This window comes from Myxococcus eversor, from assembly GCF_010894455.1.
GTDB classification, from domain to species: domain Bacteria; phylum Myxococcota; class Myxococcia; order Myxococcales; family Myxococcaceae; genus Myxococcus; species Myxococcus eversor.
The window spans coordinates 375,448-387,902 of the sequence record NZ_JAAIXY010000006.1 but is presented as its reverse complement, the minus strand read 5'-3'; the positions used below and the strand labels follow the sequence as shown (position 1 = coordinate 387,902).

Genomic DNA, 12,455 nt, shown 5'->3' with positions numbered 1-12,455 from the left:
ACGCCGGGGCGGCCTCCTTGTTTTCGCAAGGGTGGGGCCTGGCTGTCCCACTGTCGGCCAGCGTGCCGTCCGGTCATCAAAGGCTGCTGCTCACGGGCGGCAGGCGGATTACCTTTGCGGCGCACACTTCCCGTCAGCACGCCCAGGAGAGCAGCCCGTGCCTGAAACGCCTGTCCCCGACGCCGTCCGCCTCATCACCTGTCCGCCCGCCGAGTTCCGACGCTCCGGCGAAGCCGCCATGGAGGCCACCCGCGCCGGAATCGCCCGCCTCAAGGCCCTCCGCGCCCCCTTCGACGTGGTCCAGGTGCTGGAGCTGTATGACGAGGCCATGGCCTCGCTCGATGATGCGGGGGCTCGCGCGAGCGTCGCGCGGCACTCCCACCCGGAGGCCGCCATGCGCGAGGCCGCCGAGTCCGCCGAGCAGGAGCTGGAGACGCTCGCCACCGACATCCGCATGGACCGGGGTGTCTACGACGTGCTCGCGTCGCTGGACCTCTCCGGCCAGGACGCGCAGACGCGCAAGTGGATGGAGAAGGTGCTGCGCGACTTCCGCCGCTCCGGCGTGGACCGGGACGACGCCACCCGCGCCCGCGTGAAGGCCCTCAACGAGGAGCTGGTCCGCATTGGCCAGGAGTTCAGCCGCAACATGCTCCAGGACACGCGCACCGTGTCCCTGCCGCCCTCCGCGCTGGACGGGCTGCCGGATGACTATGTCCGCGCCCACCCTCCCGGCGCGGACGGCCAGGTGAGCATCACCACCGACTATCCGGACATCATCCCCTTCATGACGTACTCGCGCGACGCGAAGTCGCGCGAGCAGATGTGGCGGGCCTTCCGCATGCGCGGGCACCCCAGCAACACGGACGTGCTGGAGCGCATGGTGGCGCGCCGTCACGAACTGGCCACGCTCCTGGGCTATCGCAACTGGGCGGCCTTCGCGACCGAGGACAAGATGATTCGCGACGAGCAGGCCGCCGCGGATTTCATCGCGAGGATTTCCGACGCGTCCGGCGCGCGGATGCAGCGCGACTACGGGCTGCTCCTGGAGCGCAAGCGTCGGGACGTGCCTGGCGCCGCGCGCGTGGACCCGTGGGACCAGGCGTACCTGGAGGACCGCATCAAGGCGGAGCAGTACGCCTTCGACTCGCAGGCGGTGCGGCCGTACTTCGAATACACGCGCGTGAAGCAGGGCATGCTGGATTTGACGGCACAGATGTTCGGCGTGACGTACCGGCGCATCCAGGACGCCACGGTGTGGCACCCGGACGTGGAGGCCTACGACGTGCTGGAGGACGGCACGGTGAAGGGCCGCTTCTACCTGGACATGCATCCGCGCGCGGACAAGTACAAGCACGCGGCGCAGTTCACGCTCACCAGCGGCAAGGCCGGGCAGCGGCTCCCGGAGGGCGTGCTGATGTGCAACTTCCCCAAGCCCGGCACGGAGCCCGCGCTGCTCCAGCATGACGACGTGGAGACGTTCCTCCACGAGTTCGGCCACCTGCTGCACCACATCTTCGGTGGCCACACGCGCTGGGCCGGCGTGTCGGGCGTGCGCACGGAGTGGGACTTCGTGGAGGCGCCGTCGCAGATGCTGGAGGAGTGGGCGCGCGACACGGCGAGCCTGCAGACCTTCGCGAAGCACTACCAGACGAACGAGCCGCTCCCCGCGGAGATGGTGACGCGGATGCGCCGCGCGGAGGAGTTCGGCAAGGGCCTGTGGGTGCGCCAGCAGATGTTCTACGCGGCGCTCAGCCTCGAAATCTACCGGAGGGACCCGGCGGGCCTGGACGCCACCGCGCTGGTGCGCGAGCTCCAGGGCACGTACACGCCGTTCCCCTACGTGGAGGGCACGTACTTCCACCTGTCCTTCGGACACCTGGAGGGGTACTCGTCCAACTACTACACGTATATGTGGTCGCTGGTCATCGCGAAGGACCTCTTCACCGTGTTCCAGAAGGAGGGGATGTTGTCCCCCGAGCCCGCGAAGGCGTACCGGCGCGCGGTGCTGGAGCCGGGTGGCTCCGACGACGCGGCGAAGCTGGTGCACGCCTTCCTGGGGCGTGACTACGACTACACCGCGTACGAGGCGTGGCTGAACAAGGCGGCGTGAGCGTCGTCGGTTGAAGGGTGGGGCGCCTTCACCGGGCCCCACCCGCGCATCGTCCCAAGGTCGATTGGCGTCTGGCTCCACGCTGGAGAAGGATGGGCGTGGAGGGAGTCGCCCACCATGGACACCAGGCTCGTGGCAGTGGGAGTGCTGTTGAGCGCGGCGATGGGCTTCGCGCAGCCCACCCCTCGGCAATTGGAGGCGGCGAGGCAGACGGCGCGCTCCACGCAGAACGTCTGCGGGGATGTGCGGCCGTTCTACTGGGAGATGGGGGACGCGAGCGGAAAGCGTGTCGGCGGGTCGGTGGGCCTGCTCGCGCCTTCGGAGCGAAGCGTGATGTACCTCGCCTCGGCCTCCAAGTGGCTCTACGGCGCGTACGTGGTGGAGGTGCGCGATGGTGCTCCACTGCCCGGCGACCTGCCCTTCCTCAACTTCACCAGCACCACGCCCCGCCTCGATGCCGCGGGCGTCTCGGCCTGCAAGGCGCGGCATGCCACCGTCCACGGCTGCGACCTGAGCAGCGGCATCACCGGGCCGCTGTCCGACTACGGCCCCGCGACACCCGCGCGCTTCGTCTACCAGCCCGGGCACCTGGAGGCCCATGCCGACTACGCCATGGGGCTCGGCGGCTCGGGCACGCTCGCGCTGGCGGCCGCGCTGAAGAGCCGCCTGCCGCTCGACGTCTCCTACGGCAGCGTCAACCTCGCGGGCGGAGGCCGGTCCAGCGCCACCGAGTACGCGAAGTTCCTGCGCGCGCTCATGACGGGCTCGCTGAAGCTGGGCGCCTTGCTGGGCACGTCCAGCGTCTGCGCCTCACCGGCTTGCGGCAACACCGGCTACAGCCCGTGGTTCGCGAGCGAGCCCGTGCACTACTCGCTGGCCCATTGGGTGGAGCCGGACGACGGCGCGGCCCACAGCGGGGGCTTCAGCAGCCCGGGGATGTTCGGCTTCTACCCGTGGGTGTCCAAGGACAAGTCCACGTACCTGATTGTCGCCCGCGAAGCCCTGCTGGGCGTGGTGGGCCAGACGTCCACCACCCCCGCGGAGCAGACGCCCTCCGGCAAGTCCGTGCTCTGCGGCCGGCTCATCAAGAAGGCGTACTTCACGGGGCAGGTCCAGCAGTGAGCGGGCCCTGAGCTCCCGGCCACGCGGTAGCGGCTTCGAAGCCGTCATCCCTTTCGCGCCTATATGTCGATATTGATTTGCAGAGTCAAGTAGTGCGTGCCCCGGCGGGGGCTGGTATGTGAGGCCGCGCCGTCCCGCGCCCTTCGCTTCCGTTCCGCGCGCACTGGCTGGATGAAACCGTGAGCACACCTGACAGGCGTCCCTTCCCCCTCTTCGCGATACTCGGTGTCGTTGCCCTGCTGGCCGTCGTCGGAGTCGTCGTGGCGTTCCAGCGTGGCGCTCCGTCCTCCGCGCCGGTGACGGCCCAGGCTCCCGAAGCCCCCGAGGCCGTGGCGCCCGCCGCCGCGCAGGGCCGCACCGTGAAGCATGGCCAGGGAAGCTCGGTCGTCCCGCTGAATCCCCAGCGCGTCGTGGTCTTCGACCTGGTGGCCCTGGATATCCTCCAGGCGCTGGCAGTGGACGTGCTCGGCGTCGCGGGGGACCAGTTCCCCCACCACCTGGCGCCGTTCGCGGACGCGAAGTACCCGCGCATGGGCACGCTGTTCGAGCCCAACTACGAAGCCCTCCACGCCGCGAAGCCGGACCTCATCATCACCGGTGGCCGCTCCACCGCGAAGTACGCGAGCCTGTCGAAAATCGCGCCCACCGTCGACCTGCCGATGGGCGGGGTGAACTACATCGACACGGTGGTGGCCAACACGGAGCTCCTCGCGGGCATCTTCGGCAAGGAGGAGAAGGGCCGCGCGCTCGTCGCCGAGCTGCGTGCGTCCATCGCGAAGCTGAAGGAGACGACGGCGAGCCGGGGCAAGGGGCTGGTGGTGCTCGTCACGGGAGGCCGCATCAGCGCCTACGGACCTGGCTCGCGCTTCGGCGTCATCCACGGCGACTTCGGCGTGCCCGTCGCCGCCGAGGGGCTCAGTGCATCCCTGCATGGCGAGGTCATCGGCTCGGAGTTCATCCGCGAGAAGAACCCCGACTGGCTCTTCGTGATTGACCGCGACGCGAGCATGGGCCAGCAGGGAGGGGCGCGGCAGGTGCTCGACAACGAGCTGGTCCAGCAGACGACCGCCTGGAAGAACGGGCAGGTCGTCTACCTGGACCCGATGAACGCCTACCTCATCGGCGGGGGCATCCAGGCGGTGGAAGCCCTGCGCCATCAGGTCGCGGAAGCCTACGCGGCGCGAACCCGGTAGGCGGCCCGGGTCGTGAAAAGTCTCCTCGCCGCCGCCGCGGTCATCGTCATCGTCCTGCTGGCCCTGGTCAGCCTGTTCATCGGCGTCGGCGACGTGTCGTGGGCCGCGCTCTTCTCGCCGAGCCCCGACGAGCGCGCCCTCCAACTGCTGGTCATCAGCCGCATCCCCCGGCTCCTGGCCGTCATGCTGGTCGGCACGTCGCTGGGAGTGGCGGGGCTGCTCATGCAGATGCTCGCGCGCAACCGCTTCGTGGAGCCCGCGACGGCGGGGTCGGCGGAGTCCGCGAGCCTGGGCGTGCTGGCCGCCACGGCCCTGGCCCCGCAGCTCCCCGTGCTCGGGAAGATGCTCGTCGCGGCATGCTTCGCCCTGGCGGGGACGGCGCTGTTCCTGCTCATCCTGCGCCGCATCCCCCTGCGCTCGGTGCTCATCGTTCCGCTGGTGGGCCTGGTGCTGGGCAGCGTCTTCGATTCGGTGACGACCTTCGTCGCCTACCGCTTCGACCTGCTCCAGTCGGTCAACGCCTGGAAGACGGGTGACTTCTCCACCGTCCTGCGCGGTCGCTACGAGCTGCTCTGGGTGACGCTGGGACTCACGCTGGGCGCCTATGTGGCGGCGGACCGCTTCACCGTGGCTGGGATGGGGGAGGCCTTCACCACCAGCCTGGGACTGCGCTACTCGCGCATCGTCGCGCTGGGACTCGTCATCGTCTCCCTGGTCACCGCGATGGTGGTCGTCACCGTGGGGATGGTTCCCTTCCTGGGGCTGCTGGTGCCGAACGTCGTCAGCCTGTTCATGGGCGACAACGCCCGGAGGTCCATTCCCTGGGTGGCGGTGGGGGGCGCGGGCTTCGTCCTGCTCTGTGACGTCCTCGGCCGCGTGGTGCGCTTCCCGTACGAAATCCCGGGGGCGACCATCGCCGGAGTCATTGGCAGCGTGCTCTTCCTCTTCCTCCTGTTGAGGAGGGACGCCCGTGTCGGCTGACGGCCTCGTGGTGGTGAGGAGGCCCGAGCGCACCCTGTTCATCCTCGGGTGCGTGGCGATGGCCTGCGCGGCCCTGTTCATGCTCATCGACGTGGGCGGCCAGTGGGACTTCGTCCTGCCGTTCCGAGGGCGGAAGCTGGCGACGGCGCTCCTGGTGGGCTACGCCATCGCGGTCTCCACGGTGCTCTTCCAGACGGTGACGGGCAACCGGGTGCTGACGCCCGCGATTCTCGGGTTCGACAACCTCTACGTGCTCATCCAGACGTGCCTGCTCTTCTTCCTGGGCTCCGGCGCGGTGGCGAACCTGGACCCCCGGCTCCTGTTCGGCGTGGAGGTCCTCATCATGGTGGCCTTCTCGGGGCTCCTGTACTGGGGGCTGTTCGGCGGAGCGCGGAGAAGCCTGCACCTGGTGCTGCTCACGGGCGTGGTGCTGGGGGTGTTGTTCCGGAGCCTGTCGTCCTTCCTCCAGCGACTCATCGACCCCAACGAGTTCATCTTCCTCCAGGACCGGTTCTTCGCGAGCTTCAACAACCCGGACCAGGAGCTGCTCGTCGCGTCGTTCCTCGTGACGCTGGGCGTATCCGTGGTGGGCTTCCGGATGCTGCGCACATTCGACGTGTTGGTGCTGGGCCGGGAGACGGCCATCAATCTGGGCGTGGACTACCAGCGCACGGTGGCGCTCATCCTGGTGCTGGTGGCCATCCTCGTCTCCGTGTCGAGCGCGCTGGTGGGGCCGGTGACGTTCTTCGGCCTCTTGGTCTCCAACCTGTCCCACGCGCTGGTGCGCACGTACCGGCACGCGCTCGTGCTGCCCGCCGCCGCGCTGGTCGCCGCGGTGGCCCTGGTGGCGGGGCAGGTCGTCCTGGAGCACGTCTTCGCTTTCGACACCAACCCGCGCGTCATCATCGAGTTCGTCGGCGGGCTGGTGTTCATCACGATGCTCATGAGGAAGGCCCCGGGATGATCGAGGCGAAGAACGTCACCAAGCGCTACGGCACGGCCCTCGTCGTGGACGACGTCTCCCTGCGGCTGCCCGTGGGCGGCATCACCTCCATCATCGGCCCGAATGGCGCGGGCAAGTCGACGCTGCTGTCGATGATTTCGCGCGTGTTGCCCATGTCCTCTGGCAACGTCCTGGTGGATGGGCTGGACGTCGTCACCACGCCCGGGGACGTGCTCGCCAAGCGGCTGGCCATCCTGCGCCAGGACAACCACCTCACCTCGCGACTGACGGTGCGCGAGCTGGTGACGTTTGGCCGCTATCCGCACTCGAAGGGGCGGCCCACGGTGAAGGACCAGGAGCACGTGGAGCGGGCGATTCAGCACATGGGCCTGGAGGCGCTCTCGGCGCGCTTCCTGGACGAGCTGTCGGGAGGCCAGCGCCAGCGCGCCTTCGTGGCCATGGTGCTCTGCCAGGACACGGACTACGTCCTCCTGGACGAGCCGCTCAACGGACTGGACCTGAAGCACGCGGTGTCGATGATGAAGCAGTTGAGGACGGCCGCAGACACCCTCGGCAAGAGCTTCGTCCTGGTGCTGCACGACCTCAACTTCGCGTCCTGCTACTCCGACCACCTCATCGCGATGCGGGACGGCAAGGTCGCGTTCCAGGGGCGCTCGGAAGACATCATGCGGCCGGACGTGCTGCGGGCTGTCTATGATTTGGAGATCGCCATCCAGCACATCAATGGCGACTGGATTGCCACGCACTACCGTTGACGGGGAGGCACGAGCCCCACGACGCCGTCAGTTGCGTCCCCACTGCCGGGGCCGGGAGAAGCGCAGGAAGCCACCGGCCTCTTCCTGGCCAATCGTCTCCGCCTCACCGCCGAAGTAGCGCGCGCGAAGCTCCACCAGCTTCGCCTCCAGCGCCTCTCCGGACAGCTCCTTCGCCAGCACCTCCCGCTCCGCCATGTACTTCGCGCCCGCGTCCCAGCGCGCGTCCCGGCTCTGGTCCAGCGCGTCCCAGCGCTGGAGGGCCTCGGCGTCCAGGCCCATCTCCTTGCGGACCGAGCGCAGGCTCTGGGAGCGCTCCGCGGGCGTCATTCCTCCCAGGTCCGTCTGCACGGAGGGCAGGTCCAGGAAGCGGTTCATCAGCTCCTGCTGGTGGCGCTCCACATAGGCCGCCGCCTGCTCGCCGTGAACCTCCTGGAGGCGCTCCTTGTACGTGGACAGCTTCTTCTCCAGGCTCACGCCTTCCTGCGCGCCGAGCGTCCGCAGCGTGTCCGCGATGGCCTGGTTCTTCCGCTCCGACACCCAGATGCGCTCGGCGTTCTCCTTGCCGAAGAGGCGGTGGCGCGCATCCCACGTCGCGGACCGGCGCTGCTCGGCGGTCAACCCTCTCAGGTATGACTCGCTGTCCTTGACCCACTTCTCGTAGTCCACGCGGTTGCGCAGCATCGCCGCGAGCGCGTCGTAGTGCTCCGGGAAGTTCGCCTTGAGGAAGGCCAGCAACTCCTGCTCCCAGCGGTCCGGGAAGCGCTCCTGGAAGAAGCGCATCAGCTCCTCCACCATCCGTATCTGGAGATACGGCTCGTGGAGCTTCGCCCCGTACTTCTCGCGCAGCGACGTCGCGAGCGCCTCCAGCTCCGCGTCCACGTTGCCGGGCACCGAGGCAGGGGAGGGCATCACTGGGGGCGGCGCGACAGCCGAGGGACTGGCCGCGACAGGCGTCGTCGGTGGAGGCTGTCCGGGTGTCGACGCCGCCGCGGGTGTCGAGGCCGGGACAGCCGCCCCGGTGGGCCTGACGAGTCCCCAGCCCAGCACTCCACACGCCACGGCCACCGCGCCCACCAGCAAGACCTTCGTGCGCTGTCGCATGAATCCACTCCCTGGGGCACCGTGAAGAACGCCGGGAGGCCAGGTGACGGCCCTCCCGGCGATGGACGACTCAGCGCGGGGTCAGTCGACCTTCGCGATGTAGTCGATGATGGCCGCGTAGAACTCCATCTCGCTGAACGTGTCGGGCCCCAGGCCGATGACGTCCAGGTGGTCCTGGTTGATGACGCTGGACATGGAGGTCGACTGCAACGAGCTGGGCGCGTTGATGTTGGACACGTAACCCAGCGCGGTGTCCTGGGCGATGAGGTCCGAGCCCAGGCGCTCCGTGTAGCGCAGCCGGTAGCCCATCTGCTGCGAGTTGATGCCCACCAGGCCGTCGTCGTCCTGCTCGGCCTTCACGCCGTCACCCTTGCCGCCGGCGCCGTCGTTGTCGCAGTCGTCGGCGCAGAAGCCGTCCCCGTCGATATCGAACAGGAAATTGCGCACCAACCACAGCGCGGGGTTCACGCTCAGGCCCTGCTGCGCGGTGATGAGCGACGCGTAGTGGGACGCGTAGGACGCGCTGATGGGGTTGGCGATGTTGAACGCCTTGGCTCCCGTCGTCTTCCCGTCGTTCGCGTCCGCGTCGTTGTAGATGAGCGCCTTCACCGCCGCGTAGCCGTCATTGCCCGGGGCGTAGACGATGTCGCCGTAGAGGCGGAACAGCGCGTCCAGCACGCTGGTGATGCCGGGGCCCAGGTCCAGGATGTACTTGGCGACCGGCGAGCCACGGTGAGGAGAGGACACGCTCACCAGCGCCTTCACCACCGTGTAGCCCTTGCGCTCGCGCAGCACGCGCGCGGCCTTGCGCACGTCGAACCCACCCTGCGAGTGGCCCACGAGATTCACGTAGGACGACCCCGCGGAGGCCATGAAGCCCTCCACGTCATTGGCCAGGTCCAGGCCGCGCACGTCGGAGCTCTGCACCGGCGCCACCGCCGCCGCGAAGGCGCGCTGCCCGCTGTTCAGGCCGCTGTTGCACGACACCTCGAACAGCTCGTTGCACGGGTCACCCACGAAGGTGCCATAGTCGTCTCCCCAGTAGTCGTACCCGAGGATGTCGTCGAAGCCGCCCAGCCCGTGCGCGAATACGACGGGGTAGGTGGTCTTCTCCGCGGCGGTGGCCGGGCCCGCGACACCCAGGACACCGAGCGTCAGGACTGCAAGGAACAGCGGCTGTTGCTTCATGGGGGACTCCTGTCTTTGGGAGGAACGCCTGCTGCAACCGATGCACGTCGGAACAGAACCCCGGGAGCCGGCCTCACTCGGAGGCACCCCTGCGACTCAGCCCATCCCCACGACCGAGCGAATCCCGAAGAACGCGAGATCAGTGCCTCAGGATTGATTCCAGAGTCAATACATCGCGCCGCGTTGGCGTCACGCGGCAATCCTCTTCTGTCGGGTGTCGCACTGCGTTGTCTGTGATTGCGCGGTGCGTCGTCTTGTTGCGTCAATCGTTACGCGCTGCGTCGCCCTGTGAGGACACGCCTCGCGCGCGTCCCTCGAATGGGGCGCCCCCCGTCGCCGGAGCGGTCAACGGGGGGCGCGGGCGGGGCCTTACGGCTCCACGGGCGTCTGCTGGATGCGCCAGATTTCTTCCGCGTACTGCTTGATGGTGCGGTCCGAGGAGAAGATGCCGGCGCGCGCCACGTTGATGATGCACTTGCGCGTCCAGTTCTCGGTGTCCTGGTAGGCGCGCACGACTTCGTCCTGCTTCGCCGCGTAGGCCGCGAAGTCCGCCAGCACCAGGTAGCGGTCCTCGTCCAGCAGGCTGTCCACCAGCGGCTTGTAGAGGGCGCGGTCCTCCGGGGAGAAGAAGCCGGTGGAGATGAGGTCCAGCGCCTCACGCAGCTCCAGGTTCTTCTCGTACTCGTCGCGCGGCCGGTAGCCGGCGCGCTTGCGGGCAATCACCTCGTCGGCGGTGAGGCCGAAGAGGAAGAAGTTCTCGTCGCCCACCGCCTCGCGAATCTCCACGTTGGCGCCGTCCAGCGTGCCCAGCGTCAGCGCGCCGTTGAGCATCAGCTTCATGTTGCCCGTGCCGGAGGCCTCCATGCCCGCCGTCGAAATCTGCTCGGACACGTCCGCGGCCGGGATGATGCGCTCGGCCAGGCTCACCCGGTAGTTGGGGGCGAACACCACCTGCAGCCCCGTCGTCCCCGCGTCGCTGTTGACGACCTCGGCGATGCCGTTGATGAGCCGGATGGTCAGCTTGGCCAGGTGGTAGCCCGGCGCCGCCTTGGCGCCGAAGAGGAACGCGCGCGGGTGGATGATGGTGCTCGGGTCCCTGCGCGCCCGCATCCACAGCGCGACGATGTGCACCGCGTCCAGCAGCTGGCGCTTGTACTCGTGCAGGCGCTTTATCTGCACGTCGAAGATGGCGTCCGGGTTGAGCCGCACCGAGCGGATGTCCCGGATGTGGTTGGAGAGGTCCTCCTTGTTGGCGCGCTTCACGTCGCGGAACGCCTTGCGGAATGCGGGGTCCTCCGCGTGCGGCTCCAACTCGCGCAGCTTGTCCAGGTTGGTGGCCCAGCCCTCGCCGATGCGGGACGTAATCAGCTTGGACAGCCGCGGGTTGCACCACGCCAGCCACCGGCGCGGCGTCACGCCGTTCGTCTTGTTGTTGAAGCGCTCCGGATACATGGCCGCGAAGTCCGGCAGCACGTCCCGGCGCAAGAGGTCCGTGTGCAGCGCGGCCACGCCGTTGATGCTGTGGCTGCCCACCACCGCCAGGTGGGCCATGCGAATCTTCTTCTCCGGCCCCTCCTCCACCAGGCTCATCCGCTTCAGCTTCTCCTGGTCATAGGGGTAGCGAATCTGCACCTGGCGCAGGAAGCGCTGGTTGATTTCGTAGATGAGCTCCAGGTGCCGGGGCAGCAGCCGCTCGAACAGCGTCGCCGGCCACTTCTCCATCGCCTCCGCCAGGAGCGTGTGGTTGGTGTAGCCGAACACCGCCTGCGTAATCGACCAGGCCTCCTCCCAGCCCAGCCGCTTCTCGTCCACCAGCACGCGCATCAGCTCCGCCACGCCGATGGCCGGGTGCGTGTCGTTGAGCTGGATGGCCGCCTTCTTGGGGAAGTCCCTGAAGTCCGTGTGGTTCTTCAGGTAGCGCCGGACGATGTCGGCGATGGAGCACGCGACGAAGAAGTACTGCTGCTTGAGGCGCAGCTCCTTTCCCGCCTGGAACGCGTCGTTCGGATAGAGGACCTTGGAGATGACCTCCGAGTCGTTCTTCTCCACGACGGAGCGCTCGTAGTCGCCCGCGTTGAACAGCAGCAGGTCGAACTCCTCGGACGCGCGCGCCTGCCACAGCCGCAGGGTGTTGACGGTGTCATTGTGGTAGCCGGCGATGGGTGTGTCGTAGGGGACGCCGACCACCGTCTTGCCGCCCACCCAGCGCGCCACGGGCCTGCCGTCCGGACCCTGGTGGTGCTCCACGCGTCCGAAGAAGCGCACCGGCACCGCCTTCTCCGGCCGGACGATCTCCCACGGGTTGCCGAACTTGAGCCACTCGTCGGCGCGCTCCACCTGGTAGCCGTCGACGATGTCCTGCGTGAAGATGCCGAACTCGTAGCGGATGCCGTACCCCATGCCGGGGTAGCCGAGCGTCGCCAGCGAGTCCAGGAAGCATGCCGCCAGGCGCCCCAGGCCGCCGTTGCCCAGGCCCGCGTCGGGCTCCATCTCCAGGAGGTTGGTGAGGTCCACGCCCACTTCGCGCATGGCCTCGGACGCGGCGTCGTGCATGCCCAGGCTCAGCAGGTTGTTGCCCAGCGCGCGCCCCAGCAGGTACTCGGCGGACAGGTAGTAGGCGCGCTTGACGTCCTTCTCGTAGTAGGTGCGCGCGGTGCGGACCCAGCGGTCCGCCAGCCTGTCGCGCACCGCGAGCGACAGCGCCATGAAGCGGTCGTGCGCGGTGGAGGTCTCGTAGTTCTTCCCACGCGAGTAGCGCACGTGGTCCAGGAAGGAGCGACGCATGGACGTCGCATCGCGCCCGGTGCGGCCGCCATCGTCAGTGGCGTTCGTCGCTGCGGGACGGGGCTGCGGGGAAGCAGAGGCGGGAGAGGCCATGTCGCGAGAGGTCTCCATCCGGGTGTGACTTCGGGTGGGAAGAAGGGTGATGCGGGGTGTCAGGGTATCGCAGCCCTGGCGGACATCGCATGGGAAAGCGCGGAGCCAGGAAGAGGGAGGATGCTCCCTGGGAAGGACCTGGGACGTCCAGGAGGGATGCGCGA

The 12,455-nt window shown here is 68.4% G+C and carries 9 protein-coding genes; 6 read left to right on the top strand and 3 right to left on the bottom strand.

Annotated features, from left to right (window positions below):
• The first annotated feature begins 157 nt into the window (after positions 1 to 157).
• The 6 genes from G4D83_RS15130 (at position 158) to G4D83_RS15105 (ending at position 7,125) form a co-directional block, all read left to right on the top strand.
• Positions 158 to 2,110, top strand: a complete 1,953-nt coding sequence (locus G4D83_RS15130) for a M3 family metallopeptidase (RefSeq protein WP_163865440.1) — start codon at positions 158 to 160, stop codon at positions 2,108 to 2,110.
• A 117-nt stretch (positions 2,111 to 2,227) separates the two neighbouring features.
• Positions 2,228 to 3,232, top strand: coding sequence for a hypothetical protein (locus G4D83_RS15125; RefSeq protein ID WP_163865439.1), 1,005 nt, complete (start codon positions 2,228 to 2,230; stop codon positions 3,230 to 3,232).
• A gap of 179 nt (positions 3,233 to 3,411) precedes the next feature.
• On the top strand, positions 3,412 to 4,425 hold the full coding sequence (locus tag G4D83_RS15120) for a siderophore ABC transporter substrate-binding protein (RefSeq protein WP_163865438.1): 1,014 nt from the start codon (positions 3,412 to 3,414) through the stop codon (positions 4,423 to 4,425).
• Between the two features lie 12 nt (positions 4,426 to 4,437).
• The gene (locus G4D83_RS15115; protein ID WP_163865437.1) at positions 4,438 to 5,406 is read left to right on the top strand and encodes an ABC transporter permease; all 969 of its coding nucleotides are present in this window, start codon (positions 4,438 to 4,440) and stop codon (positions 5,404 to 5,406) included.
• Positions 5,396 to 6,370, top strand: coding sequence for an iron chelate uptake ABC transporter family permease subunit (locus G4D83_RS15110; RefSeq protein WP_240356336.1), 975 nt, complete (start codon positions 5,396 to 5,398; stop codon positions 6,368 to 6,370). The genes G4D83_RS15115 and G4D83_RS15110 overlap by 11 nt, the downstream gene beginning before the upstream one ends.
• Entirely contained in the window at positions 6,367 to 7,125 is a 759-nt protein-coding gene (locus G4D83_RS15105; protein WP_163865436.1) for an iron ABC transporter ATP-binding protein, read from the top strand. The genes G4D83_RS15110 and G4D83_RS15105 overlap by 4 nt, the downstream gene beginning before the upstream one ends.
• Before the next feature lie 27 nt (positions 7,126 to 7,152).
• On the opposite strand, the gene G4D83_RS15100 is transcribed toward G4D83_RS15105, so the two are convergent.
• The 3 genes from G4D83_RS15100 to G4D83_RS15090 form a co-directional block, all read right to left on the bottom strand.
• The gene (locus G4D83_RS15100) at positions 7,153 to 8,226 is read right to left on the bottom strand and encodes a hypothetical protein (RefSeq protein ID WP_163865435.1); all 1,074 of its coding nucleotides are present in this window, start codon (positions 8,224 to 8,226) and stop codon (positions 7,153 to 7,155) included.
• An 81-nt stretch (positions 8,227 to 8,307) separates the two neighbouring features.
• Complete coding sequence (locus G4D83_RS15095; RefSeq protein ID WP_163865434.1) at positions 8,308 to 9,414, bottom strand: esterase/lipase family protein; 1,107 nt, start codon at positions 9,412 to 9,414, stop codon at positions 8,308 to 8,310.
• A gap of 369 nt (positions 9,415 to 9,783) precedes the next feature.
• Complete coding sequence (locus G4D83_RS15090) at positions 9,784 to 12,291, bottom strand: glycogen/starch/alpha-glucan phosphorylase (RefSeq protein ID WP_163865433.1); 2,508 nt, start codon at positions 12,289 to 12,291, stop codon at positions 9,784 to 9,786.
• Between the last annotated feature and the right edge of the window lie 164 nt (positions 12,292 to 12,455).

Excerpts from the sequence above, each read along its gene's own strand:
- G4D83_RS15125 (WP_163865439.1), top strand. The coding sequence starts at position 2,228 with ATGGACACCAGGCTCGTGGCAGTGGGAGTGCTGTTGAGCGCGGCGATG.
- G4D83_RS15100 (WP_163865435.1), bottom strand. The coding sequence starts at position 8,226 with ATGCGACAGCGCACGAAGGTCTTGCTGGTGGGCGCGGTGGCCGTGGCG.
- G4D83_RS15095 (WP_163865434.1), bottom strand. The coding sequence starts at position 9,414 with ATGAAGCAACAGCCGCTGTTCCTTGCAGTCCTGACGCTCGGTGTCCTG.
- G4D83_RS15105 (WP_163865436.1), top strand. The coding sequence starts at position 6,367 with ATGATCGAGGCGAAGAACGTCACCAAGCGCTACGGCACGGCCCTCGTC.
- G4D83_RS15090 (WP_163865433.1), bottom strand. The coding sequence starts at position 12,291 with ATGGCCTCTCCCGCCTCTGCTTCCCCGCAGCCCCGTCCCGCAGCGACG.